26 protein-coding genes, 3 tRNA genes and 1 pseudogene are annotated in these 23149 nt (G+C 62.8%); 14 read left to right on the plus strand and 16 right to left on the minus strand.

From position 1 onward, the window contains the following. Positions 1-26 precede the first annotated feature (26 nt). On the minus strand, positions 27-800 hold the full coding sequence (locus M3484_RS00565; protein ID WP_249495325.1) for a hypothetical protein: 774 nt from the start codon (positions 798-800) through the stop codon (positions 27-29). Positions 801-1388: 588 nt separating this feature from the next. On the opposite strand from M3484_RS00565, the gene M3484_RS00570 reads away from it, so the two are divergent. Further along, positions 1389-1463, plus strand: a tRNA-Thr gene (locus M3484_RS00570). Between the two features lie 338 nt (positions 1464-1801). Here M3484_RS00570 and rsgA read toward each other — a convergent pair. Next, positions 1802-2893, minus strand: coding sequence for a ribosome small subunit-dependent GTPase A (gene rsgA / locus M3484_RS00575; protein WP_249495326.1), 1092 nt, complete (start codon positions 2891-2893; stop codon positions 1802-1804). Positions 2894-3088: 195 nt separating this feature from the next. On the opposite strand from rsgA, the gene M3484_RS00580 reads away from it, so the two are divergent. Next, on the plus strand, positions 3089-3724 hold the full coding sequence (locus M3484_RS00580) for a hypothetical protein (RefSeq protein WP_249495327.1): 636 nt from the start codon (positions 3089-3091) through the stop codon (positions 3722-3724). A gap of 82 nt (positions 3725-3806) precedes the next feature. Here the strand turns inward: M3484_RS00580 and M3484_RS00585 are convergent, their stop codons facing one another. From M3484_RS00585 to M3484_RS00630, 10 genes are all read right to left on the minus strand, one after another. Then, the gene (locus M3484_RS00585; protein WP_249495328.1) at positions 3807-4235 is read right to left on the minus strand and encodes an Arm DNA-binding domain-containing protein; all 429 of its coding nucleotides are present in this window, start codon (positions 4233-4235) and stop codon (positions 3807-3809) included. Between the two features lie 292 nt (positions 4236-4527). Next, a complete protein-coding gene (gene guaA / locus M3484_RS00590; protein ID WP_249495329.1) occupies positions 4528-6084 on the minus strand; it encodes a glutamine-hydrolyzing GMP synthase in 1557 nt (518 codons plus the stop codon). Positions 6085-6146: 62 nt separating this feature from the next. Then, positions 6147-7223, minus strand: coding sequence for a 2'-deoxycytidine 5'-triphosphate deaminase (locus M3484_RS00595; protein WP_249495330.1), 1077 nt, complete (start codon positions 7221-7223; stop codon positions 6147-6149). Between the two features lie 116 nt (positions 7224-7339). After that, positions 7340-7418 (minus strand) — tRNA-Pro (locus tag M3484_RS00600). Between the two features lie 112 nt (positions 7419-7530). Next, positions 7531-8655 carry a MerR family transcriptional regulator gene (locus tag M3484_RS00605; RefSeq protein WP_249495331.1) on the minus strand — a complete coding sequence of 375 codons (1125 nt, stop codon included), beginning with the start codon at positions 8653-8655 and terminating at the stop codon, positions 7531-7533. A gap of 136 nt (positions 8656-8791) precedes the next feature. Then, positions 8792-9094: an integration host factor subunit alpha gene (ihfA, locus tag M3484_RS00610; RefSeq protein WP_092896980.1), complete on the minus strand. Its 303-nt coding sequence runs from the start codon at positions 9092-9094 to the stop codon at positions 8792-8794. Between the two features lie 119 nt (positions 9095-9213). Further along, the gene (locus M3484_RS00615) at positions 9214-10185 is read right to left on the minus strand and encodes a beta-ketoacyl-ACP synthase III (RefSeq protein ID WP_092896982.1); all 972 of its coding nucleotides are present in this window, start codon (positions 10183-10185) and stop codon (positions 9214-9216) included. Beyond that, positions 10182-11348: a phosphate acyltransferase PlsX gene (plsX, locus tag M3484_RS00620; protein ID WP_249495332.1), complete on the minus strand. Its 1167-nt coding sequence runs from the start codon at positions 11346-11348 to the stop codon at positions 10182-10184. Before plsX ends, M3484_RS00615 begins: the two co-directional genes overlap by 4 nt. A 27-nt stretch (positions 11349-11375) precedes the next feature. After that, entirely contained in the window at positions 11376-11582 is a 207-nt protein-coding gene (gene rpmF / locus M3484_RS00625) for a 50S ribosomal protein L32 (protein WP_092896987.1), read from the minus strand. 286 nt (positions 11583-11868) lie between these two features. Next, positions 11869-12471: a YceD family protein gene (locus M3484_RS00630; protein WP_249495333.1), complete on the minus strand. Its 603-nt coding sequence runs from the start codon at positions 12469-12471 to the stop codon at positions 11869-11871. A gap of 271 nt (positions 12472-12742) precedes the next feature. On the opposite strand from M3484_RS00630, the gene M3484_RS00635 reads away from it, so the two are divergent. Continuing rightward, positions 12743-13201: an outer membrane protein assembly factor BamE gene (locus M3484_RS00635; protein WP_249495334.1), complete on the plus strand. Its 459-nt coding sequence runs from the start codon at positions 12743-12745 to the stop codon at positions 13199-13201. Between the two features lie 55 nt (positions 13202-13256). On the opposite strand, the gene msrB is transcribed toward M3484_RS00635, so the two are convergent. Continuing rightward, on the minus strand, positions 13257-13655 hold the full coding sequence (gene msrB, locus M3484_RS00640) for a peptide-methionine (R)-S-oxide reductase MsrB (protein WP_249495335.1): 399 nt from the start codon (positions 13653-13655) through the stop codon (positions 13257-13259). Between the two features lie 92 nt (positions 13656-13747). On the opposite strand from msrB, the gene M3484_RS00645 reads away from it, so the two are divergent. Next, complete coding sequence (locus tag M3484_RS00645) at positions 13748-14464, plus strand: hypothetical protein (RefSeq protein ID WP_249495336.1); 717 nt, start codon at positions 13748-13750, stop codon at positions 14462-14464. Between the two features lie 12 nt (positions 14465-14476). On the opposite strand, the gene M3484_RS00650 is transcribed toward M3484_RS00645, so the two are convergent. Genes M3484_RS00650 through M3484_RS00660 form a run of 3 tightly spaced genes read right to left on the minus strand, consistent with a single transcriptional unit; the run spans position 14477 to position 16749 of the window. Further along, the gene (locus M3484_RS00650; RefSeq protein ID WP_092896998.1) at positions 14477-15460 is read right to left on the minus strand and encodes a methyltetrahydrofolate cobalamin methyltransferase; all 984 of its coding nucleotides are present in this window, start codon (positions 15458-15460) and stop codon (positions 14477-14479) included. Positions 15461-15485: 25 nt separating this feature from the next. Next, entirely contained in the window at positions 15486-16400 is a 915-nt protein-coding gene (locus tag M3484_RS00655) for a methylenetetrahydrofolate reductase (protein ID WP_249495337.1), read from the minus strand. A 34-nt stretch (positions 16401-16434) separates the two neighbouring features. Next, positions 16435-16749 (minus strand): virulence factor, encoded by a 315-nt coding sequence (locus M3484_RS00660; protein WP_092897005.1) that lies wholly within the window; start codon positions 16747-16749, stop codon positions 16435-16437. Between the two features lie 249 nt (positions 16750-16998). Between M3484_RS00660 and M3484_RS00665 the strand changes: the two genes are divergently transcribed. The 10 genes and pseudogenes from M3484_RS00665 to M3484_RS00710 all read left to right on the plus strand — a co-directional run bounded on the left by M3484_RS00665 (position 16999) and on the right by M3484_RS00710 (position 23097). Beyond that, positions 16999-18132 carry a Ppx/GppA phosphatase family protein gene (locus M3484_RS00665; protein ID WP_092901548.1) on the plus strand — a complete coding sequence of 378 codons (1134 nt, stop codon included), beginning with the start codon at positions 16999-17001 and terminating at the stop codon, positions 18130-18132. Between the two features lie 15 nt (positions 18133-18147). Further along, the gene (locus M3484_RS00670) at positions 18148-18894 is read left to right on the plus strand and encodes an RlmE family RNA methyltransferase (RefSeq protein ID WP_249495338.1); all 747 of its coding nucleotides are present in this window, start codon (positions 18148-18150) and stop codon (positions 18892-18894) included. Positions 18895-19324: 430 nt separating this feature from the next. Continuing rightward, positions 19325-19408: transfer RNA gene (locus M3484_RS00675), tRNA-Leu, on the plus strand. Positions 19409-19780: 372 nt separating this feature from the next. Then, the gene (locus M3484_RS00680) at positions 19781-20089 is read left to right on the plus strand and encodes a transposase (protein WP_349306257.1); all 309 of its coding nucleotides are present in this window, start codon (positions 19781-19783) and stop codon (positions 20087-20089) included. Continuing rightward, the gene (locus M3484_RS00685; RefSeq protein ID WP_249495340.1) at positions 20086-20310 is read left to right on the plus strand and encodes a hypothetical protein; all 225 of its coding nucleotides are present in this window, start codon (positions 20086-20088) and stop codon (positions 20308-20310) included. The genes M3484_RS00680 and M3484_RS00685 overlap by 4 nt, the downstream gene beginning before the upstream one ends. A 325-nt stretch (positions 20311-20635) precedes the next feature. Then, a pseudogene (locus M3484_RS23865) lies at positions 20636-20917 on the plus strand (phage tail assembly chaperone); the annotation flags it as partial. Next, the gene (locus M3484_RS00695; protein WP_249495342.1) at positions 20914-21132 is read left to right on the plus strand and encodes a helix-turn-helix transcriptional regulator; all 219 of its coding nucleotides are present in this window, start codon (positions 20914-20916) and stop codon (positions 21130-21132) included. The pseudogene M3484_RS23865 and the gene M3484_RS00695, both read left to right, overlap by 4 nt. Continuing rightward, a complete protein-coding gene (locus M3484_RS00700; RefSeq protein WP_249495343.1) occupies positions 21129-21485 on the plus strand; it encodes a hypothetical protein in 357 nt (118 codons plus the stop codon). The genes M3484_RS00695 and M3484_RS00700 overlap by 4 nt, the downstream gene beginning before the upstream one ends. 126 nt (positions 21486-21611) lie before the next feature. Then, a complete protein-coding gene (locus tag M3484_RS00705; RefSeq protein ID WP_249495344.1) occupies positions 21612-22346 on the plus strand; it encodes an LvrA C-terminal domain-related protein in 735 nt (244 codons plus the stop codon). 496 nt (positions 22347-22842) lie between these two features. Then, positions 22843-23097, plus strand: a complete 255-nt coding sequence (locus tag M3484_RS00710) for a hypothetical protein (protein WP_249495345.1) — start codon at positions 22843-22845, stop codon at positions 23095-23097. The last annotated feature ends 52 nt before the right edge of the window (positions 23098-23149 follow it).

A 23149-nucleotide genomic window follows, 5' to 3' on the forward strand; every position in this document is an offset into this window, starting at 1 on the left:
GCCGGGCCTGGCCCAGGCGCGTCCGCTCAGGGGCTGATCAGCGTGACGCCGGGCATGTCGCGGATCACTTCGATATCTTCGAGATAGGTCCGGGTGAGCCGGTCGACCGTTTCCTGCGTCCAGCCGGGCAGGGCGAACTCCATATTGATCCGCTCGGACATCGCGAATTTGTCGAGAAAGGCCGAAACCACCCGGCGGCGCTGGCTGACCGAAGCCGGCGGGTGGCTTGCGAGATAATTGCGCAGCCGTGTCAGACCGTCCCCGGCCATGATTATCGACAAAAGCTCGTCAGTCTCCTCCAGCCGGGTGTCATCGCTGAAGCTACCCACCGCCTGCAACACTTCCGGCCAGATCAGCGGCGTGTCTTCGTCGCACCAGATTGTCAGCGGCGCCCCGGGGTTTTCGGCGATGATCTGGCTGATCACATCCGACCAGCGCAGCTGGCTGATATCGGTGCCCTCGACGAATTCCTCATAGCTGCGGCTGTTCCTTTGCTTTTCGTAAAGCGCGGGCAGCCAGGTGGCGGGATTGCGGATGGCGAGAAAGAACTCGGCCTCGATATGAGGGAAGATCTGGGTAAAGGCCCGAATGCGTTCCCCGGCAAAACCATAAAGCCGGCCGCGCAGCGCCCATTGCGGAAAGGCAAGGAAACTGTCCCAGCTGAGGATCAGCCGCCCGGCCGTGTCATCATCCATGATCTGTCCGATCACCAGCGCCTGGGTCTCGACGCTGGCCGGTGCGCCGCGCAGCTGCACCGCCGTATCGCGCAGGAGCCGCCGGTAGCGCGTCGGCGCCGGCACATGAATCCCCTGTTCCGCCAGAACCGACCGATTCTTCAGCAGGCAACGGATAAGCCGCTCCTCATCGGTGCAGTGCGCACCCAGGTGGTAGACAATGCGCATGATTCGGATCGGGGCTCCCGCTGCCATCCTCGCCGCCCGCGCCAGTCGGACGGCCTGCTTTCTCCCATATACAGCACGACAGCTTGTGGCAAATGCGTTTGTCTTAAGGCGTTTGTGAGGAATTGCCCCAAAATGCGCCGGGCCATGCTTCCCGATCAATCTCCACAGGTCACATCGGCCAAAACCCGAAACCCGACCCGGCCGGCCGGATCCGGCGGCGCAACAGGGGAGGCGGAAGGGGCGCCTCTGCTGCGGCAAGCCGGTCGTTGCGCCGTCAGGACGCCAGCGCAGAGCCGACCACTGTTCCCCCCGGTAGGCGCATCGGTGCTGGCCCGCGCGGCGCTTGCGCAGACCACTGCGACCAGCGGAGGGCGCGTCGTCTCCGGCAAACTGCACCCATCGACCAGATTCGGCTTAAACCGCCAGTTTGCAGACAGCGCTCCGTCTTGCACCGGCGGGCGGGAGTTGCTACATCATCGCCCTGTGGCCCCTATAGCACAGCGGTAGTGCAGCGGTTTTGTAAACCGAAGGTCGGGAGTTCAAATCTCTCTGGGGGCACCATTTCACAATCCCTGTCCGAAATGATCGCGTGAAACACTGAACTGACGGATTAGGCTCCGGATCAGGGCGGGTCATGCCATTATGACCGGCGCTCAGATCCCTGCTTTTGCCGGCGCGTGAACCGGCAGGCCGGTGGTATGCCCTGCGCTGTCTTTGGCTCCGGAAACAGACCAAGCCAATGACCTCTCCCGCCCCTGACTTTCTTGTCGAAGGCCCGTCATTTCCGATGACTGTGCTGGCAGAACCTCTGGCAGATCAGCCTCTCCGTAAGCGGCGCGGTGCTGGTGGGCCAGTTCAGCCTCTTGCGCGCCTGGGGTCTGCGCCGGCCGGCGGGGGGTTCAGCGGCGCTTGCCGCCCGGGCGCGTGGTTTTGTTGCCGCGCGGGCCGGTCAGAATCGGGGTATTCGCGAGGTTCTCTTCATGCAGCTTGCGCCAGCGATCCAGTCGGGCGGGGTCGAGCGTTCCGGCTTTGACGGCGGCCTGCACCGCGCAACCCGGCTCATGGCCGTGGGTGCAGTCGCGAAAGCGGCATTCGGGGGTAAGCTCTGCGATTTCGGCAAACAGCTGATCCAGTCCGCTGGACAGATCGCTGACATAAAGCGACCGGATGCCGGGCGTGTCGATCACCATCGCCCCGCCGGCAATCGCATGCAGCGAGCGCGAAGTCGTGGTGTGCCGCCCCTTTGCGTCATCCTCGCGGATGCTGCCCGTCAGCTGCGCATCCTCGCCGGTTTTTTCCGCAAGCGTGTTCAGCAGGGATGACTTACCCACCCCCGACGATCCGACCAGGGCCACCGTCTGACCGGTGCCAAGCCATGGCGCCAGCACCCGGGCCGCATCGGGCGATGTTGCATCCAGCCAGACCGCCTGCAATCCGCGCTGCAATGCGACAGCCTGATCGCGAAACGCGCCCGGATCCGCGATCTTATCGGCCTTGGACAACACGATGACCGGTGTGGTTCCGGCCTCATTCGCGACGGCAAGATAGCGTTCCAGCCGCGCCGGGCTGAAATCGTCATTGCAGGAGGTGACGATGAACAGGGTGTCGACATTCGCGGCGATCAGCTGGGGCGCGCCGCCACCGTCGCTGCGCCGTTGCAGAAGGGTCTGCCGGTCAAGCCTGCGCACCAGCATCCCGCTTTCGCCATCGGTCAGGATCCAGTCGCCCACCGCATAATCTGCGGTATTGGCGCGGGGCGGCAGGGTAAGCCGGACAGGGCCCGCGACAGATTGCGCCGTCATCCTGGCGCGGTGGACGGTCGCAACCCGCATCGGCACCAGCCCTGCATCCGCCTCGCCGAGCTGATCAGAAAAGAAGGCAGACCAGCCGAGAGCAGCCAGTGCCGGATCGCTCAGGCCTGGGCCACTCAGGGCAGGGCCGCTCAGGGCGGGCGGGATCTGATCTGAGACATGTTTCACACCTGCCTGCATGTCTGTCACCCGGGACCATTGCAAGCCTCGCATTGCAGACCCGGCATGTTTTTCCTCCCGATCCGGCGCGGTCAGATATTTGCAGCTTATCGCCCGTTTAGGGCGCCCCTCGGGCTGATGCGCTGTGGCCCGGGTGGACCTGGTCCGCCTGAACGCGCTACATAGCGGTCTCGCGATCAAGAAGGGGAGCCGATCATGCTTTGGGAAATCCGGGCGCTTATGAAACCTGCCCTTTCGGTGATCGACATGATCCCGAACATCCATCGCACACCGGCACTGGCGATGCTGCGAAGGGCGGTGCTCGACGGGCGGCCCCTGTCAACGCGGCTGCACGCCGATGACAAAGAGCTGGCCTTTCTGGATGCCCATGTTGCGATGACTTCGCCTGTCGGGGCAAAGGTTCTGAAGGCGCTTTATACCGGTGGCCATCTCAGGCTGAAGAAACCTGCGCAGAAATTGCTTCCGGCGCTGGACGCCTATATCGCCACCGAGCCCGCCTTTCGCAGCGAGGTCGCGCGGATCATCGCCAGTGAAAATGCGAAACGCGATCGGCTGGCCGAGATCATCGCCAATCCGGATTGCGCAGATGAAAGCGAGCTGAACCCCTGGCTGATCGACCGGGTCATCTCGGCGCATCTTGGGCATGGTGCGACCGGTACCATGCTGATCGCCGGGCTGACCTGTGAGCGGGCAGAGCGTCTGTCCACCGGGTCCGTACACGACCCGCACCGCGCCCCGTCCGATATGATGTGCTGGTGGTTCGATCATGCGGGACAGCGTCAGGGCGATGCCGGGCCTGGTCTCGCTGATAAACCCGCATCGACCGGGTGATGCGGGGCGTCACAATCGACCGAGATCCGCACATGCGAGAGGCGCAGTTATCGTTTTCTCAGGGCCACCTTCCTGTCTTAGATCACCGCATCGTCGTCAGGGAGCCGAGACGATTGCGCCAGACGGGTAAAAGCTCCCGTTCGAAAATGGAACGCCGCATGGCACGCGTGCTGTCCGCCATCGGCGCTAACGTGAGCCACTTCTCCCCGAACTCTCCAAAACTCTTCGCTTCTTTCAATCGGCGCTTGTCGCGCTGCTTCTCGATCGCAGGCAATCGTCCTTCTGCTACTGCGCGCCTCGCATCGATGCACTTCTCTCGAGCCCGGGCAAGCGAGATACCATCGCGCCCATACCTGCCCAGATAGACAGTCTCCCGACGGCCGTTGAGCCGGTAGTCTAGTCGAAACGAGATCGCGCCGCTTGGCATGACGCGAGCATACATGCCGTCGCGGTCGGCGACTTTGTAAATTTTCTCTTTTTTCAATGCCTTAGTGGCGGCATCTGTCAGCATCTCTACTGCCTCCTGAAAAGTACCGTCAGCACGAATTCGAGGCTTTGCGACACGTTTTCTCCATTAATTTCAATGTGTTAAAGAGATAAAAGTACCGTCACAAGCCTCATTGCCCGTGACGGTACTTTCAAAAATGCGGCTAAGCAATATGCCCGAGGTCCGTCAGGCGGACCGCTAACGCCAAACTCTACCCACCGATAGCTGCCGATCGAAACAGGATGAAATAATTTTAATTTTCAGTGGCTTACGTCGTGCAATAGCTTAGTTTCGGCGGCGTTCGGTTGGGCCTGAATCATTCCAGTTCGATGGTGCCCGGCGGTTTCGATGTCAGGTCGTAGAACACCCGGTTGACGCCTTTCACCTCGTTGATGATCCGCGTCATGGTTTCACCGAGGAACTCATGGGTGAAGGGGTATGTGTCGGCGGTCATGCCGTCTACGCTCGTCACCGCGCGGATTGAGACCGCGAAATCATAGGTGCGCCCGTCACCCATCACGCCCACGGTTTTCATCGGCAGGATCGCCGCGAAAGCCTGCCAAATCTCGTCATAGAGCCCGTGTTTGCGGATCTGGTCGATATAGACCGCATCGGCCTCGCGCAGGATGGCGAGTTTCTCGCGGGTGATCTCACCAGGGCAGCGGATCGCAAGGCCCGGGCCGGGGAAGGGGTGGCGGCCGATGAAGGACGCCGGCAGGCCAAGCTCGCGGCCAAGGGCACGGACCTCGTCCTTGAAGAGCTCGCGCAGCGGCTCGACCAGTTTCAGGCCCATCTTTTCCGGCAGACCGCCGACATTATGGTGCGATTTGATCGTGACCGAAGGCCCGCCGCTGAAAGAGACCGATTCAATCACATCGGGATAGAGGGTGCCCTGGGCGAGGAACTCGGCACCCTCGATCTGGTTCGCGTATTTCTGGAACACGTCGATGAAGAGCCTGCCGATAATCTTGCGCTTGGTTTCCGGGTCGGAAACGCCTTCAAGCTCGCCGAGGAAGAGGTCGGATTCATCCGCCGCGATCAGCCTGATCTTGTAATTGTCGCGGAACATTTTAACGACTTCCGCCGCCTCGTTTTTCCGCAGGAGGCCGTGATCGACAAAGACGCAGGTCAGCTGGTCGCCGATAGCCTCATGGATCAGGATCGCCGCGACAGAGCTGTCAACGCCGCCCGACAACCCGCAGATCACCTGTTTGTCGCCGACCTGTTCGCGGATCTTCGCGATGGCTTCCTCGCGGTAGCCGGCCATGGTCCAGTCGCCGGTAAAGCCCGCAAGCCGCACGAAATTCTCGTATAGCTTTGCGCCCTTGGGGGTGTGATGCACTTCGGGATGGAACTGCACGGCATAGAAGCGGCGCGAGGGGTCGGCGGTGATCGCAAAAGGCGCATTGGGCGAGGTGCCATAGACCTCAAAGCCCGGAGCGATCTGCGACACATGGTCACCATGGCTCATCCAGACCTGTTCGTCACCGGCCTGGAACCAGCCGTCGAGAATCTCGAGATCGGCGCCTTTGCGGGTCACAAAGGCGCGGCCGAATTCAGCGGTGCCATGGCCCGATTCCACCAGGCCGCCCAGCTGTTGCATCATGGTCTGCTGGCCGTAACAGATGCCCAGGACCGGCACGCCGGCAGTCCACAGGCTTTCCGGCGCGCGGGGGCTGCCCTCACGGGTCACCGAATCCGGCCCGCCCGACAGGATCACCGCCTGGGGCGCGAATTCTGTCAGAAAGGCGTCAGAGACGCGCTGATAGGGGTGGATTTCGCAATAGACATTCAGCTCGCGCAGGCGCCGCGCGATCAGCTGGGTGACTTGCGAACCGAAATCGATGATGAGGAGGCGTTGGGGCTGGGTCATGGCTTTGCCATAGGTCCGACGCCGGAGAATCGCAAGCGGGGAATGGGGGCAGGGTGGCCCCGTCAGCGGAACTGTTTCGCCAGTTTCAGGCCCTGACCCTGGTAGTTCGATTTCAGATCGGCACCGTAGATCCGACCGGGCGGCGACGACATCCGCTCATAAACCAGCCGCCCCACCACCTGGCCATGTTCCAGCACGAAGGGGGCCTCGTGGCAGCGGACTTCCAGCACGCCACGCGAGCCATGGCCCCCGGCGGCAGCATGGCCGAAACCGGGGTCGAAAAAGCCCGCATAATGCACGCGGAACTCGCCCACCATCGCCAGGTAGGGCGCCATTTCGGCGGCATGATCGGGCGGGATCGTCACGGCCTCGCGCGAGACGAGGATATAAAACGCGCCGGGGTCGAGGATAATACTGCCGTCTTCGCTATGGACCTCTTCCCAGAAATCGCGCGCCGGGTAATGGGCAATGCGGTCCAGGTCGATCACCCCGGTATGGGGCTTGGCGCGGTAACCGGCCAGGGTGCCCTCGGTCGGGCGCAGGTCGACGGAAAAGCCGAGGCCTTCGGAAATCACCGGTGTGCCATCGACCAGCGGCACCTCCTGATGCAGCTTCGCAAGATCGGCATCCGAGAGGCGGGCTTCGCCCGCACGAAACCGGATCTGGTTCAGGCGCTGGCCCTCGCGCACAAGGACCGAAAAAGAGCGTGGGCAGACCTCGGCATAAAGCGGGCCGCTGTAAGCTTCGGGGATCCGGTCAAATTCGGTGCCGCCATCGGTGATGGTGCGGGTCAGCAGATCCAGCCGCCCGGTCGAGCTTTTGGCATTGGCGACCGCAGTGATTCCTTTGGGCAAGGCAAGGCTCTCGGCCAGTTCGATCAGATAGACGCAGCCCTTTTCCAGCACGGCGCCTTCGCTGAGGTCGATGCGATGCATCGCAAATTCCTCAAGCCGCGCGCTGACGCGGCGGCCACGGCCGGCGAGGAACGAGGCCCGCACCCGCCAGGCATACCGCCCGAGCCGCAGGTCGAGGCTCGCTGGCTGCACCTGGGCATCAAGGATCGGGCTGGTGGCTGCAATGGCCCCGTCAGCCATCAATACGCGGATTGCGTGATCGGGCAGGACGCCGCTCTTTGCCATGCTGTGCTTCCTTTCGTCCGATCCGTTGCCGTCCGGCTATTTATCCGAAACTCCCGCCCCGGTATGCCGCAAATGAAAACCGCCCGCGCTGCAAAAGCAGGCGGGCGGTTTTTCGATGGTCGGGCCGGTGAGATTCGAACTCACGACCTCCCGCCCCCCAGACGGACGCGCTAAACCAGGCTGCGCTACGGCCCGACACTGGCGCCTGAATAACGATTTCCCACGCAGGTTCAAGCACAAAGCAGCGCCGTCCTCGTCATTTTCTTCCGGGCTCTTTCGCAGGCGCGGGCGCCACAGAGGGCAGGGCTCAGCCGCCGTGCTTTTGCGCTTCGGAAAGCCTCTGACGGAGCGCGGTGATCCGCCGTGAAAGGGCGCGCAGGGAATCGTTGCGCGCAGACAGGCTGCCCGGTGGCAGCGCCCGCAGCCGTGCTGCGAGTGTCTGCGGGCGGAAGGCGGGTGTTTCGCTGGGGCTCCCGGTCAGTGCATCTGCGTGCTCTGGCCCGGCTGCGCCGGGGGCATCCGCGCTTTGTTCAGCCAGACGATCCGTTTCCGCGACTGTCACGCGGTCCGCCTCGGGAATCGGGAAGGCAGTGATGCTTGCCGTTTCTGCGGCGAGGTCATCTTCGGGGCCGATATCAAAGGCGAAAGGCGCCTCTTCATGATCGGCCAGATCCGCATCCGCCCCGGCCCCGGCAGGAAACTGAGCGTCGGGCCGGGCAGACAGATCATCGGGATTGTGGAGCTGCGCCTCTTCCTCTTCTGTCTCTTCCGCTGTGGTCATTACCAGAGATTCGTCCGGATCATGGGGCGGTTCAAAGCCCGGGAACATCGACTGACGCGGATCGAAGGCAGACAAGGCAGGCTCTTTCACGGGCGGCTCTGTGGATTGTGGGCTGGTTTCCGGCAGATCGGAGTCCGGGGGCGCTTCGCGGGACGGCTCGCCGGGGAAGGCGATGACGGTTCCGGTGGTCTCGCCTGCGGAAAGATCACCTGTGTCAGAATCAGGCCCGTCATTGCGCGCCTTTGCGTCATGCGCTTCGCTCTCAAGCGCTTCGATACTGGCCTCATTGGCCTCACGCGGGGTCAGCCTGGTCACCTCGGCGCCGCGCCGGGTGGTTTTGACCGACATTGCAGAAATCAGCGCCTCTTCCTCGGCGCTGGTCTCATCGGTCAGGCCGGCGACATGGCGCACCCCCTGTTCGCGCAGGATCTTCTGCACGCCACGGATCGTCATGCCCTCTTCATGCAAAAGCCGCCTTATCCCGGCCAGCAATGCCAGATCAGACGGGCGGTAATAGCGCCGTCCGCCCGCCCGTTTCACCGGGCGAATCTGCGGGAACCGCGTTTCCCAGAAGCGCAGCACATGGGCCGGGGTATCCAGCACCTCGGCGACTTCCGAGATGGTCCGGAAGGCGTCGGGAGATTTGTCCATCGGACGCTCCTGCCTCATCATGGCCGCAGCGTCTGAACCGCTCCGGCCGCTTTGGATAGTCTTTGCCCTGCCAGGCGGAACTGCGGCGGGCATCAGCCGGGCCGCAGATCACAGTGCCGCAAGGGCAGGCGGGCCTTCAGCTGCCGGAGCCGGCCGCCACGCGATCTTTCATCAGATGCGAGGGACGGAAGGTCAGCACCCGCCGGGGCGAGATCGGAACCTCGTCGCCGGTCTTTGGGTTGCGGCCGACCCGCGCCGTCTTCGCCCGTACCGAGAAGGTGCCGAAAGACGAAATCTTGACGGTCTCGCCGGCAACCAGCGCGTCAGAGACATGCTGCAGCACAGTTTCAACCAGGTCGGCAGATTCGTTGCGGCTCAGCCCGACTTCGCGGAACACCGCTTCGGTCAGATCCATCCGTGTAAGCGTTTTCTCACTCATGTCTCAAGGTCCCCCCCGGGATTGACCTCGCAAGGATGGCGAGTCCGGAATTGCTTTGTCAATATCAAAGACTTGTGCGGCAGGCTTCAGGCCGCGTTTCCGGCGAAAACCGGCTGGAATTACCAGCGCAGAACGACCGAACCCCAGGCAAGACCGCCGCCGATTGCCTCGGCGACCAGCAGGTCACCCTGTTTGATCTGGCCACGCGCATGGCCGACCGACATGGCGAGGGGAATCGATGCGGCCGACGTATTGCCGTGATCCTGCACGGTGACGACCACCCGCTCCATCGGAACCTTCATCCGTTTCGCGGTCGATTCGATGATGCGGATATTGGCCTGATGCGGCACGATCCAGTCGACATCGTCGCCCGTCAGCCCCAGCTTGTCGAGCGAGGCATGTGCGGTCTCGGCCAGTTTCTCGACAGCATGACGGAAGACTTCCTTGCCTTCCATCCGCAGATGCCCGGTGGTGCCGGTCGAGGTGCCGCCATCGACGTAAAGCAGATCGCGGAAGCGCCCGTCGGAATTCAGGTCAGTGGCGAGGATGCCGCGATCCGCATTGTCTCCCTGGCCTTCGACGGCCTCAAGAACCAGCGCGCCGGCGCCGTCGCCGAACAGCACACAGGTGCCGCGATCGGTCCAGTCCATCAGCCGCGAGAAAGTCTCGGCCCCGATCACCAGCGCGCGTTTCGCCTGGCCCGACACGATCAGCGCATTGGCATTCGAGAGCGCGAAGACGAAACCGGCGCAGACCGCCTGCACGTCAAAGGCGAATCCCTTTGTCATGCCGAGCCGGCCCTGCACCATGGTCGCAACCGAAGGGAAGGTCAGGTCAGGGGTCGAGGTGGCGACGACTATCGCGTCGATGTCATCGGCGGTCATTCCGGCCTGGGCCAGGGCGGCCTCGGCCGCTTTGCAGGCCAGATCCGAGGTCATCTGACCTTCAGCCGCGAAATGGCGGCGCTCGATCCCCGAGCGCGAGCGAATCCATTCGTCAGAGGTCTCGACCAGTTTTTCGAATTCGGAATTCGGAACTACCCGCTCGGGCAGGTAATGCCCTACGCCCCTGACGACTGCACGCAAAGTCATACGGATGAACCGCCCTCTTTCGCGGGACCGGTTCCGGTTGCACCGGAAGATCCCTCCGGTGACCCCTCTGGCCCCGTTTCCTCAGACGCACCATCCTGACGCGCTGTTTCGATAGATGCAAGCCGGGCCGCGATCCGTTCGGTCAGCCCGCTGAGCGCGAGGCGCCGCGCCAGCCCGATGGCCGCCGAAATGCCGGTCGCATCGGATCCGCCATGCGATTTGACCACGGTGCCTTTCAGCCCGAGGAAGACCCCGCCATTGACGCGGCGCGGGTCGATATTCTTCTGAAACCGTCTGAGCGAGCGCATCGCCAGCAGTGCCGCGATTTTGGCGAAGAAACCGGCGGTAAAGGCTTCGCGCAGGCGTTCGACCACCAGTTTTGCGGTGCCTTCGCCGGTTTTCAGCGCGACATTGCCGGTAAAGCCATCGGTCACGATCACGTCAGCGCGGGCGCCGGGGATTTCATTGCCTTCGACAAAACCGACATGGGTGAAGCCGCCCGAAGCCGCATGGGCGGCAAGGATCTCATTGGCTTCTTTCAGCTCGGCCCGGCCCTTGTGGTCTTCGGTGCCGACATTCAGCAGGCCAACACGCGGGCGCTGGATCGACAGACCAAGCGAGGCATAGGCCGATCCCATCACCGCATATTGCAAAAGATCCGAGGGCTCTGCCTTCACATCGGCGCCGACATCCAGCATCACGTTAAAGCCGCCGGGATTGCGCGAGGGCCAGAGGCAGGCAATCGCAGGGCGATTGATCCCCGGCAGCTTGCGCAGCCGGATCATCGACACCGCCATCAGTGCGCCGGTATTGCCGCAGGAGACCGCGGCCCCCGCCTCGCCATTCCTGACGCAGTCAATCGCCGCCCACATCGAGGTGTTCTGGCCATGGCGCATCACCTGGGCAGGCTTGTCCTCCATCGTCACCACTTCCGTCGCGTGACGCAGTTCAACCCGGCCTGCGAGGACCGGGGTCTTTGCAACCAGGGCAGAGAGCTGCGCCTCGTCGCCATGAAGGATGACGAAGAGATCAGGATTCCGGGCGATGGAATCGGCAAGGCCGGCGACAAAAACCGCCGGGCCCTGGTCACCGCCCATAGCATCCGCAGATATGATAACGCGGGCAGCAGTGCCGGCAGGCGAGGTGTCTTTCACGCTCTTCATGCTGGGATGCCGCTGCCCTGGGCAGGCTTATGCCGCGTCTTCGTCGATATCGACTTCGCGTGCCACAGCCACGACTTCTTTCGAATCGTAGTGGCCGCAGGACGGGCAGACATGGTGCGGGCGCTTCAGCTCGCCGCAGTTGTTGCATTCGTTCGGATTCGCAGCAACCAGCGCGTCATGAGCGCGGCGCATGTTGCGGCGGGATTTGGTAACTCGGTTCTGAGGGACGGCCATGTCACAACCTCGGGGCTTGGCTAGCGGGGACAAGCCCCTGATTTCTATAGGGCCTTCTGTTGCCAGCGGGCCTGGTTTTCCTTGTGACACAGCGCTGGCGAGACCATGCCCTCAGGGTCACAGGGACCGTTTGGACAATAGAAAACCATTGCTGTTTCACAGCTTGAATGAGGCGCGGAAAATACTCGCTTTCGGCGGAGGTTCAACCCCTATTCCGCTGCGATCCTGACCTTAGCCCGATATGTGCTCTCTGGTACCGGTCACGAAGGCCGACAGCGACCTGCGATCACGATTCCTGTGCACCATCGGGCTTGTCGCCTTTTTTCAGAAGACCCGCAAGCCCGGCAAAAGGTTTCAGGGCCTCTTGTGTCAGGGGCGTCTCTCCGGGGGGCGCAAAGACCGTCTCGCCAAGCTCTGCTCCTTCGGCGCGCGGCCAGGGCGGCAGCGCCAGCGCCAGCGCCTCGCGGGCGACATCGGCAATGTCGAGCACTTCGGGAAGCGCTTCTTCGCTGTCGCCTTCGGGGATCTCGAATTCCTCGGCCTCGGGGGGCGTCCAGTCTGAGAGGAAGCTGCGCCTGACCTCTTCGTCGATCTTCGCGGGGACGGGGGCGAGGGTGACGACACAGGACTGGGTCACATCGGCCTCCATCCTGGCGACCAGACGGAAATCAGCGCGGCCTTCCGGCAGGATCTCGCCGACAAAGGTAAAGCGGTCGATTCGTGGCAGATCGAGGCTCCGGGCGAGTTCGGCCCGCCCCGCCGCGTCCGGGCGCCAGCGAAAGCGCGTGGGCTTGCGATGCGAAAGCGTGGCCGCGCGCAGAACCGGTGCAGTGCTGTCGCGGCCTTCGGCGGCTGCGGGGGCGGGCGGATTGGGGGTCTTGGCTGCCATAGGTGTCACTTTGCCTGAATTTACTGCGGTCTTATGCCCGTCCTCAGGGCGCGGTCTTCGGATCAGATCTTCCCGGACCCTGTCGCGGCACAGATCGCGGGCCGGTACCCCGAACCGGCAATCCCGGGTGGGGTCCCGGTGAGGTCGGAGAGTGCTGCCTTGAACAAAGGGCGATCCTTCTGCTATCTCAGGGCGCAAGAGGGTATTGCCGGCCGGGACGGGCGGTTATCGACCTTATCGCAGAGAATTCGGGCAGAGCAACGGGGCAGGAATGGCAGGCAGGACTGGAATGGCGCTGCGTATGGCGGCCCTGGGGCTTCTGCTCATGGTCGCGGCCTGTGCGAAAGTCTATCGCAATCACGGCTATGTTCCCGATGATACCGAACTGGCAAAGGTCCAGGTTGGCGTCGATACCCGCGACACGGTGGCGACAAAAATCGGTCGCCCCTCGGCCCAGGGTCTGCTGAATGACCTTGGCTGGTTCTATGTACAGAGCCGGTTCGAACATTACGGCCCTAAAGAACCGACAGAGATCGAACGCCAGGTCGTCGCGATCAACTTCTCGGAAAACGGCACGGTGCAGAATATCGGTCGTTACGGACTTGAAGATGGCCGCGTGATCGAATTGTCGCGCCGAGTGACCGAAACGAATATCAAGGGCGTGAGCCTTATCGGCCAGCTTCTGGGCAATGTGGGCCGTATTCAGGCCAGTGACCTCGTCCGGAACTGATCTGACGCATTGAGGAAACGGCGCCGGTTTGCCCGGCGCCGTTTTTATTTGCCTGTCATTCGTCCTGGCGGTCGAAGTCCAGCGCCACACCGTTGATGCAATAGCGCAATCCGCCCCGCTCCGGCGGACCATCGGGGAAGACATGCCCCAGATGCGCGTCACAGCGTGCGCAATGGACCTCGGTACGGACCATGCCATGCGTGGTGTCGCGCGAGCCCTCAATGCTTTCATCGGCAACCGGCGCGGTAAAGGCGGGCCAGCCACAGCCCGAATCGTAGCGCTCCTCTGAGGTGAACAGCGGCGCGCCGCAGCAGATGCAGGTATAGACGCCGTCGCCTTCCGGCGTCTCGTCATGCGAGAAGGGGCGCTCGGTTGCATGGTGGCGGGTGACCTCATAAGCGAGATCCGAGAGCTGTGCGCGCCAGTCCTGATCTGATTTGACGATCTTGCTCATATCGCTCTCCCTGAGATGATGGGTGTCTGAGCACGAATCTAGGGCGTGGGATGGGAATGTCGAGGGGCGGGGCTGCGATCATTGCGCCACAAATGACCACGATCACGCGCGGCGGGATGCGGGCGCGGCTGGCAGGTGATGCCGGCGATATCGACGCGGTGATGGCGCTGAGGCACCAGGCCTGGCCTTCGGATGGTGTCGATCCGCTGGATGCGGTCGCGGGGCAGCTGATGATCGAGGGCAGGGACGGGCGGCTTCTGGCGACATTGCGGGTAGGGCTGGTGCCGGCTCTGGCGCTGGCGGGCAGCTATTCGGCGCGGTTCTATGACCTTGCGCCACTTGCTGCGGAAGGCGGGCTCTGGCTGGAGCCTGGCCGCTTTGCCGCAGCCCCAGGTGCCGGCTGGGAGGCGCTGCGGCTGTGCTGGGCGGCGCTGGCGCGGATCGCGCTGGAGGCGGGGGTGCGGGGGCTTTTCGGTTGCGCCTCTTTTCCGGGCGCCGACTGGCAGCATCACCGCGAGGCGCTGGCGCTGCTGGCGGCGCAGCCTGTGCCGAGCGGCGGCCTGCGCCCGGGGCCGCTTGCATCAGAGCGGGTGGCATATCCGGCGCTGGCCGGTGCGGTCAGCGATCAGAAGGCGGCGCTGGCGGGGATGCCGCCGCTGCTGCGCTTTTATCTCTCGCTTGGCGGCCAGGTCTCGGATCATGCGGTGGTGGACCGCCAGCTCGACACGCTGCATGTCTTCACCTGCATCGAGACCGACAGAATACCAAAGGCGCGCAGAGAGTCGCTGCGCGCCCTGGCTATGGACTGACAAGCCGAGGGATCAGCCGCGCGCGCGGCGCCCGCCACGACGGCCACCGGCCGCGCTTGTCGCGGCTGCCGCCGAAGCTTCCGAAAAGGTCTGGCCGCCTTCAACCGCCTCGATCACTTTCGAGAAGCGGATCCATTCGCCGCCATTCGCATCATGGTTCATCAGGAAATTGGCGGCACGGATCGCTTCCATCTCCTGCTGGCGGACCGGGTTCATGATCGCGCTGGTCATGCCGGCGCAGATTGCCATCGGCAGGAAGGCGCCGTTGATTCCATGGCGATGCGGCAGGCCGAACGAGATGTTCGAGGCGCCGCAGGTGGTGTTGACACCCAGCTCGTCGCGCAACCGGCGGACCAGCGTGAAGACCTGCTGCCCGGCAGAGCCCATGGCACCAACCGGCATCACCAGCGGGTCAACGACGATATCATGCGCCGGAATGCCGAAATCGGCGGCACGTTCCACGATTTTCTTCGCCACAGCAAAGCGCACATCCGGATCGGGCGAGATGCCGGTATCGTCATTCGAAATCGCCACCACCGGCACATTGTATTTCTTGACCAGCGGCAGCACGAGTTCCAGCCGTTCCTCTTCCCCGGTGACCGAGTTCAGAAGCGGGCGGCCCTCGCAGGCCATCAGCCCGGCCTCAAGCGCGCCCGGGACCGAACTGTCGATGCACAAAGGCACGTCGACGGTCTGCTGCACGATCTCAATCAGCTGTTTCATCAGGGGCGGCTCGACAAAGTTATTGTCGGCGTAGCGCGGGTCTTTCGCCATCATATTGGTGAAGACGGCGCCCGAATTGATGTCGAGTACGGTTGCGCCGCAGGCGACCTGTTCCAGTGCATCCCGGATGACGGTGTCGAAATTCCCCGCCTCAAGCTCGGCTGCGAGCTTTTTACGCCCGGTCGGGTTGATCCGTTCGCCGATGACACAAAAGGGCTCGTCGAAACCGATGATCACGGTTTTCGTTTTAGATTCAATGACGGTACGGGTCATTCCTGATCCTGTTGATTAAGTATGTTCAGGCAGCGCGTGCGGGTTTTCCGGCGAGGCCGCCATTGGCGGTGACCCATTCCGCATTGGTTTTGATGCCGCCCAGCGGGAAGAAATGCACCTGCTCGATCGCGAAACCGGGATTGGCGGCCTTATGGGCGGCAAGCGCGGCAAGCACATCGGTCGGCTCATAGGGAAGGAGTAGTTTGGTCACATCCAGAGCGCGTTTTTGCAGCACTTTCAAAGACGGGCCAACGCCGCAGGCAATGGCGAATTTGATCAGGGTCTGCAGCTTTGCCGGCCCCGCGATGCCGATATGGACGGGCAGGGACACGCCTTCCTGTTGCAGCCGGTTGACCCAGGCAATCACCGGTTCCGCGTCAAAGCAGAACTGGGTCGCCATCGCCATTTTCGCATCCGTCCGCTCGGCAAAGGCCGATTTCCAGCGCGCAGCCTCCATCACCGCACGATCCGAGCCATCGGCGTCGATATCCTTATTTCCCTCGGGGTGGCCCGCGACATGGAGACGCTCGAACCCGTCAAAGGCGCCCGTTTCCAGCAGCTGCATCGAGGAGTGGAAATCGCCATATGGCTTTGCGACCCCACCGGCGAGCATCAGCCCCTGGCGCACGCCGACATCTTTGTAGCGCGAGATCCAGTCGACCAGCGTCGCCTTATCCCTGATGATGCGGGCCGGGAAATGCGGCATCACCGTATAGCCTTCTTCGCCGATCCGTTTTGCGGTGGCGACCATTTCCTCGATCGGCGTGCCCTCGATATGGGCGATATAGACGCGGGTGCCCTCGGGCAGCAGCGCGCGAAAATCCGGGATCTTCTCGGCGGTGCGCGGCATTACCTCGATGGAATAGCCTTTCAGAAAGCTTTCCAGAGAGCCGCCGGATGTCGCGGGAGCGGCGGGTTTGCGGAAGGAAAACAGGGCCATCAGTCGCTCCTTTAACGTCAGTTGCATTCAGAGATCAGCCCGCGGTGGGGGGCGTGGCCCAGCCATCATTGGCAATCAGCGCTTTGATCCGGTCGGTGTCGTATTCCGCCTCTAGGCGGGCGGCGGCATCGCGGGCGATGTCATCGGGATCGCCTTCGGCCTCGCCTTCGACGGCCTTGCGCCATTCTGCGAGATAAGCGTCAGAGTCCCGCGCGCCGATCTTCATCGCACAACGGTCGATTGCCTGTTCAAACCGCTCGGGCAGCTGCACTTTCGACCCGCGCCGGCCCTTGCCGACGATGACCTGGGCGGGAATGTCTCTCCAGCGAACGATGGTGATTTCGGGCATTGCTGCGATTCCCCCCTCAAGCCTCTCTGTCTTTGTGTAGACGTCGCAAACCAGCCGCCATGGTCGGTTTTCGACATGGCGACGCCTTGCAGCGACAGCGGGCACAGGCCTGTCCGGCGCGCCGATCTCTGCGCGCCGCCAGCGCCACACCCTCGCTGCCGCCACCCTGCCATGACGTGCCCCGTGATGAAACCTTGTCATACCAGGGCCACGCTATTACATTCGTCTCAACCACATATGGAGGGCGGTATGACGCCCGAGCGTCCCCAAGGGGCGGACGCGGCACCAGTCAGGGTCGAGCCAGAGCAATCCGGTTCCCTCCCCGGTGTTTCGTCACCCCGCGAAGGCCGGGGATCAGCGCTTTACGCTGCGCTGGATCTTGGCACGAATTCGTGCCGCATGCTGATCGCCCAGCCATCGGGTGCGCAGTTCGCGGTGACGGACAGTTTTTCCAAGACCGTGCAGCTTGGCGCGGGGCTGGAAGCATCGGGACGGCTCAGCCGGACCTCGATGGCGCGCACCATCCAGGCGCTGCGCATCTGTCAGAAAAAGATCGAAAAACATGGCGTGACCCGGATGCGTCTGGTCGCGACCGAAGCCTGCAGGCGGGCGCGGAATGCCCGCGAGTTCATCCGCCAGGTGCGGCGTGAAACCGGCATGAGCCTCGAGATCATCTCGGCCGAGGAAGAGGCGCGGCTGGCCGTCGTCTCCTGCGCGCCGCTGGTCAGTGCAAAGACCGAACAGCTGCTGGTGGTCGATATCGGCGGCGGATCCACGGAACTCGTCTGGATCGACCTTTCCGCTGTTCCGCCCGAGGACCGCGCCAAATCGATCATGCGGCTCAGGACCGGGTTCAACCAGGCCTCAGATCTGCCCCAGGCGCGGGTGGTGGACTGGATTTCGGTCAAGCTCGGTGTGGCGACGCTGAAAGAACAATTCCAGGATGTCGAGGATGACGCCGCGCGTTTCGCACTGATGTCCTGGTTTTTCGAGGAAAACCTCGCCTCCTTCAGCCCTTATCACGCGCAGTCGAAACGCGACGGTTTTCAGATCATCGGCACCTCGGGCACGGTGACCACGGTTGCGGCCTCCTGGCTGGGGCTCAAACGCTATGACCGCGCCAAGGTTGACGGGCTCGAGATGACCTCGACCCAGATCGACGGGGTGATCCGCGACTATCTTGCACTTGGCCCCGAGGGGCGGCGCTCTGACCCGCGGATCGGGCGCGACCGCCATACGCTGATCATGTCGGGGGCGGCGATTTTGCAGGCCCTGATGCGGATCTGGCCTACCGAACGGCTGTCAGTTGCGGATCGCGGTCTGCGCGAGGGCCTGCTATATGCCCAGATGAGCGCCGATGGCGTACTGGATGAAGCGCCGTAAAAGAAGGGCCGCAGGATGTCGAAACCGCCAGAGGGCAAGAACACGTCGGGCCGTGGTGCGCGCGATCTGCGCGTCAAGGTCAAGACCGCCAAGGGGCGCAAGCTTTCCTCGACGCTCTGGCTGGAGCGGCAGCTGAACGACCCCTATGTCGTCCGCGCCAAACGCGACGGGTTTCGCGGGCGGGCGGCCTATAAAATCATGGAGCTTGATGACCGCTACGGGTTTCTCAAGCCGGGTGCGCGGGTGGTTGACCTTGGCTGTGCGCCGGGCGGCTGGTGCCAGGTCGCAGTGCCGCGCGTCAATTCGCTGGGCGAGAACCTGAAAAAACCGCAGGGCTATGTGCTTGGGGTCGATCTTCAGGAGGTGGAGCCGATCCCGGGGGCCGAGATCCACCAGCTCGATTTCCTCGAAGACGGCGCCGATGACAAGGTCAAGGCCTGGCTGGGCGGGCGCGCTGATGTGGTGATGTCGGATATGGCGGCGGCGGCCTCGGGCCATAAGGGCACCGACCACCTGCGGATCATCGCACTGATCGAGGCAGCGCTGGCTTTCGCCTATGACGTGCTGGAAGATGGCGGCACTTTCGTTGCCAAAGTGCTGGCTGGCGGCGCCGAGAATCAGATGCAGGCCGAGCTGAAGCGGAACTTCACCAAAGTCGCCAATGTGAAACCACCCTCAAGCCGCAAGGATTCCTCGGAAAAATTCGTGATCGCCATGGGCTTTCGCGGCCGCAACCGCGAGCAGAGCCCGGACGAGGAATGACCTGTCCGGTCGGCGGGTCATAGAGCGGGACAGAAACCGGTCCGGAAATGCTGCGACCGTGAGGGCAGGTGACGGTCGGCGCGCGGGGGGAAGGGCACTCTGCCGGAACCTGCCCCCGGCTCTCACGGATGTTTGCTGTCTGTTATGCCCTTTTGACGCGCCCGCTCCGGTAATGCCGCGACCGGGCGGAACTCTGTCCCGTGCGGGGAAGAGGCCGCTGTCCCGTCGCTTTTCAGCCGCGCCCGAGTGGCAACCTTAACCCGGATCTCAGAGTTGCGACTCCAGGACCCTTGACGCCCGGCCCGCATTGACGCCATAAGCGCGGCAGCGGGCGAAGCGACCCGGGCGTAACGGCCCGGAGACCAGTCCGCGAAACGGTGCCCTCCGGCCGGATCCTGATCCTGTCGCTGCCATGCGGGTTCCGTGCGTTGCGGGTGTGGCGGAATGGTAGACGCGACAGACTCAAACTCTGTTTCCGCAAGGAGTGTCGGTTCGAGTCCGACCATCCGTACCATGACTTTCCCGGGGAGTCTTCTTTCGCAGTAAAATAAGGGAAATTCCGACCTTTGCTGGATGAAGTTTCCACCCTGGGGATGTCAATCTGACCAGTTTTGCCCTTCATATTGCGCAGGAATTACGCACCTGCGTAGAAGGTGGTCATGGTAACATTCCGTAGCTCCCCTCGGGCGCCATAAGGACGGAGGTCTCTTGCAAAGACAAGCGGTCCTCGAAGTCATTTCCGACCAGGCAGGCTGCGAAAGAGTGGGCGGCGCGGCAGGAGTTCACGATCGCCGAATCTAACGTGGTGAGCTACTCCCCGGTAATCGGACAGTGACGGAAGCTACGATCTGACGTTTGCTGGTCTGCAAGGACGAGGAGATCAGGAATTCGGAAACGCAGGAACCCTGACGCTGGCTTCAAAGCGCGCGTTGTGCTTGAGGCCGTGAAAGGCGAGCGCACTGTGTCGGAGCTGGCGGCCGAATACGGGGTGCCTCCGACGCTGATCCATCAGTGGAAGAAGGCGCTGCTCGACGGGGCTGCGGATATGTTCGAGCGCGGCGGCAGAAAACCCGTTGCAGAATTGGATGAAGAGACGGTCCGGTTGCTGCACGCCAAGATCAGGGAGCTGGCCGTCGCCAACGATTTTTTGTCACGAAAGCTCAAGCCGTGGACCGGCAAGCGAAGCGTAGGATGATTGAGCGGGGCCATCCAGCATTGTCGATCGGCGCGCAGTGCCGCCTGCTGTCGATCTCGCGCTCGTCTTTCTACCACGAACCGGCGGGTGAGACGGATCAGAACCTCGGCCTGATGCGGCTGATCGACCGGCAATTCCTCGACACGCCCTTCTATGGGGTTCGCCAGATGACCTGGCACCTGCAGAACGAGGGGCATGGCGTGAACCGGCGCCTCGGGTAGGGCGCGATCATTCCCAAGCGTTCCGTGGTGGATCACACGCGAGGCCAGAGCGCAGGCGGCGGCGGTTCTTCGCAGGTCGATGTGCGGGTTTCGGTCGATCAGGATGGTAATTGGCAGGCGGCGGTGGAGCGGATCTCGACCCGCACCGCCGGCAATGTGGTCGGAAAGGCCGCGCCCGGAATTGTCGGGCGGTCTGTCTCAGCGACGGCCCACGCTTCGCGTCGGACGAAATCTGCCTTTGGTATCCGCTGATGCGCCGCCTGTCTCGCCAGCTCTGCACCGCTGTCGCTGCTTCGCTGAAAGGTGACAAGGTCCGCCCCCCGAGGCTGGCCGGATCCTCTGGAACACCTTCCAGCGCCTGAGTCTGACCCGAACCTATCATCCCGCCGGCCCGAATGCGCTCCAGCCCTCAGAGGTGGAGGCTTGGTGCCGGATGATGGGGCTCGCCATGGAGCCGCGCCATATCTCGATCCTGATGGAGATGGATCGTGCCTGGCTGGATCAGGTTTATGCGAAAGAACGAGCGAAGGCCTCGGGTCAAAAGACCTTGCCGCCCATGTCAAAGCAGCCGCTCTCCGCCGCGCTTCTGGACGTGATGCTCAAATGACCCCGGACGCCATTCGGAAGAAGCAGCAGCGTCGGGATCGGGACGCAAGGCGCGGGCGGCTTGGCAAAGGTGGCGGCATCTCGCTCTCGGCGCTTGAGCGCTGGATCCGCCGGCCGGAACTCGCCTTCCCGAAACCCCGTATGATCGGCCAGCGCCGGTTTTGGGTGGAGGCCGAAATCCTCGCATGGCTGGAAAGCCGGGAGGTCGCGGCATGAAGTTTGATCGCACCCTCGCGCAAGCAATGCAGCGCCTCGCCCAGTTCGAGGAATGGACCGGCACAGAGGCTCCGAGCGCCATCACCGAAGGGGAAGGTAAGGATCGCACGTTCGCGCATGATTTCCTTATTTATGCAAATGAGAACAACCTCAGCCTCGACTGGCTCTGGATGATCGCGATGCTGGCGGCCTGTGTGCCAACTCATTCCAAATCGGAATTGGTTCGCCAGAAGGGCACCAAGCGCTCAGTCACAGCCAAAGGACGGCGACAGATGGACGACATGCGGGACGGGGGCGAACGCTTCCGCCAGCTGGCTCATCGAGTCAATCGCAACCTCAGACACGGCACCTAAGCTCTTCGAGAGCCCTCTATGCCCCCGGATTTACCGGAGGCCTTTGCGGCGAGCTGAGTCTCGCTCTGTCCCGCCACGAACATTGGTTCGCGATGGCGGGCGGTGAAGTCAAATCGAGGACTAACCATGTCAGCAATCGGGACGTTTCCCGCGATCAGCCATATCCGGGTCTACCTTTTGCTGCTGATCACCATGTGGCGCCATGACGCCAGGCTTCCAAATAGCCCGACAAAATTGGCGCGGATCGCTCGCGTCCACCCTCCGCGCTGGTCCCGTGTATGGGCTGAAATCGAGAAGTTCTTCATCGTCACAGAGGATGGGTTCATCACCAATTCCCGCCTGCTCAAGGAGCATGAAAAGGCGCGTCATAAGTCCCAGTCTAGGGCTGCATCGGGCGCCAAGGGCGGCAGAGCTAAGGCATTGAAAAGCCTAAACACAGGTGTAGCAAATGCTACCGATTTGCCAGAGCATTGTCAGAGGTCAGAACCAGAAGAAGATAAATCTTCTTCCAGTGCGCGCGTGTCGCGATTTGAAGAGTTCTGGCAGGCCTACCCCCATCGAAACGGGGCGAAGAAAGGCCGAGCCGCAGCTGAGGCGAAATATGCCACTGCGGTCAAATCCGGCATTGATGAGGCAGTTCTGATCGATGCGGCCCGGCGGTATGGTTTCGACCGGCAAGTGGCGGAAGGCTTTGCCAAGGATCCTGCCACCTGGCTCCACCAGAAATGCTGGTGGGATGAAGTCGAGGTGGCGAAGCCTCAGGCCGTGAAGCACGCCGAGATTGGCGAAATCCGAATGATCGGCGGCAAGCGGAAGAAATTCGCGGGCGTCGGCGCGGGCTGGCTGGTGATCCATGACTGAGCCCTTCGACATCGACGCCTTCGAAGAGCGGGCGGCAATCATCGAGTTTGACGGGGGGCTGTCCCGCTTCGAAGCGGAAACCCGGGCGGCACTCGCCCAAGCGTGTTGACCCCCCTGGCGGGTTCATCACCGGATTGCTCGACCTGCCACCGCTGCCGCCTCGGCGAGTGCTTCGGATCGGGATGGCCCCTTACGATTATGGCATCGCTTTCGAGATCGGCACGCTTTCGGTCGGCACCGGCACGCCCGGGGCTGGGAAATCCACATTCACGACCTTTGCGGCCTATCAGGTGGCTCAGCATGAGAAAGTGAGGGTCGCGTTCCTCGCGTTCGAAACATCAGCACAGCGGATCCGCGACCAGCTTTGCCGCCTGCACGGCCGGAAGCCTTTTGATGACATGGGGCGGGACGAACAGCTCAGAGTTCTGACCGAGCTTCACCCGCAGTTCAGAATTGTTCACCGGACCTATGAGGACGGCACGAAGCACCACCTCGCGTGGCTGCGATCCATGATTTCTTCGCCGAGATGGATCGCTTCATGCAGCCGGAAAACCTGTGGCATCTGGCGCAGTATCACGAGACCCTGCCGCATAACGGATCAATGATGTCGCTCAAACGCGCGTCATATGGGGTCGAAATGCACATCTTCCGCCCGGGTGAGGGCGTGGTGCGGTATCAGGTCGGACAGCGAGTCAGCTTTGATGGCGTGCTCCTGAGCAGGTTGCTGACGACAGATCGGGTGGCGATCTGAGCGCTGAGCTTTAGTAATACGGACAAAGCGGAGGCTCGCGCTCGCCACCAAC

The sequence above is a fragment of the Pseudomonas sp. GX19020 genome, assembly GCF_023371075.1.
Lineage (GTDB): Bacteria > Pseudomonadota > Alphaproteobacteria > Rhodobacterales > Rhodobacteraceae > Pseudogemmobacter.

Excerpts from the sequence above, each read along its gene's own strand:
- rsgA (WP_249495326.1), bottom strand. The coding sequence starts at position 2,893 with ATGCAGGCAGGTGTGAAACATGTCTCAGATCAGATCCCGCCCGCCCTG.
- M3484_RS00580 (WP_249495327.1), top strand. The coding sequence starts at position 3,089 with ATGCTTTGGGAAATCCGGGCGCTTATGAAACCTGCCCTTTCGGTGATC.
- M3484_RS00585 (WP_249495328.1), bottom strand. The coding sequence starts at position 4,235 with ATGCTGACAGATGCCGCCACTAAGGCATTGAAAAAAGAGAAAATTTAC.
- guaA (WP_249495329.1), bottom strand. The coding sequence starts at position 6,084 with ATGACCCAGCCCCAACGCCTCCTCATCATCGATTTCGGTTCGCAAGTC.
- M3484_RS00595 (WP_249495330.1), bottom strand. The coding sequence starts at position 7,223 with ATGGCAAAGAGCGGCGTCCTGCCCGATCACGCAATCCGCGTATTGATG.
- M3484_RS00605 (WP_249495331.1), bottom strand. The coding sequence starts at position 8,655 with ATGGACAAATCTCCCGACGCCTTCCGGACCATCTCGGAAGTCGCCGAG.
- ihfA (WP_092896980.1), bottom strand. The coding sequence starts at position 9,094 with ATGAGTGAGAAAACGCTTACACGGATGGATCTGACCGAAGCGGTGTTC.
- M3484_RS00615 (WP_092896982.1), bottom strand. The coding sequence starts at position 10,185 with ATGACTTTGCGTGCAGTCGTCAGGGGCGTAGGGCATTACCTGCCCGAG.
- plsX (WP_249495332.1), bottom strand. The coding sequence starts at position 11,348 with ATGAAGAGCGTGAAAGACACCTCGCCTGCCGGCACTGCTGCCCGCGTT.
- rpmF (WP_092896987.1), bottom strand. The coding sequence starts at position 11,582 with ATGGCCGTCCCTCAGAACCGAGTTACCAAATCCCGCCGCAACATGCGC.
- M3484_RS00630 (WP_249495333.1), bottom strand. The coding sequence starts at position 12,471 with ATGGCAGCCAAGACCCCCAATCCGCCCGCCCCCGCAGCCGCCGAAGGC.
- M3484_RS00635 (WP_249495334.1), top strand. The coding sequence starts at position 12,743 with ATGGCAGGCAGGACTGGAATGGCGCTGCGTATGGCGGCCCTGGGGCTT.
- msrB (WP_249495335.1), bottom strand. The coding sequence starts at position 13,655 with ATGAGCAAGATCGTCAAATCAGATCAGGACTGGCGCGCACAGCTCTCG.
- M3484_RS00645 (WP_249495336.1), top strand. The coding sequence starts at position 13,748 with ATGACCACGATCACGCGCGGCGGGATGCGGGCGCGGCTGGCAGGTGAT.
- M3484_RS00650 (WP_092896998.1), bottom strand. The coding sequence starts at position 15,460 with ATGACCCGTACCGTCATTGAATCTAAAACGAAAACCGTGATCATCGGT.
- M3484_RS00655 (WP_249495337.1), bottom strand. The coding sequence starts at position 16,400 with ATGGCCCTGTTTTCCTTCCGCAAACCCGCCGCTCCCGCGACATCCGGC.
- M3484_RS00660 (WP_092897005.1), bottom strand. The coding sequence starts at position 16,749 with ATGCCCGAAATCACCATCGTTCGCTGGAGAGACATTCCCGCCCAGGTC.
- M3484_RS00665 (WP_092901548.1), top strand. The coding sequence starts at position 16,999 with ATGACGCCCGAGCGTCCCCAAGGGGCGGACGCGGCACCAGTCAGGGTC.
- M3484_RS00670 (WP_249495338.1), top strand. The coding sequence starts at position 18,148 with ATGTCGAAACCGCCAGAGGGCAAGAACACGTCGGGCCGTGGTGCGCGC.
- M3484_RS00685 (WP_249495340.1), top strand. The coding sequence starts at position 20,086 with ATGATTGAGCGGGGCCATCCAGCATTGTCGATCGGCGCGCAGTGCCGC.
- M3484_RS00695 (WP_249495342.1), top strand. The coding sequence starts at position 20,914 with ATGACCCCGGACGCCATTCGGAAGAAGCAGCAGCGTCGGGATCGGGAC.
- M3484_RS00700 (WP_249495343.1), top strand. The coding sequence starts at position 21,129 with ATGAAGTTTGATCGCACCCTCGCGCAAGCAATGCAGCGCCTCGCCCAG.
- M3484_RS00705 (WP_249495344.1), top strand. The coding sequence starts at position 21,612 with ATGTCAGCAATCGGGACGTTTCCCGCGATCAGCCATATCCGGGTCTAC.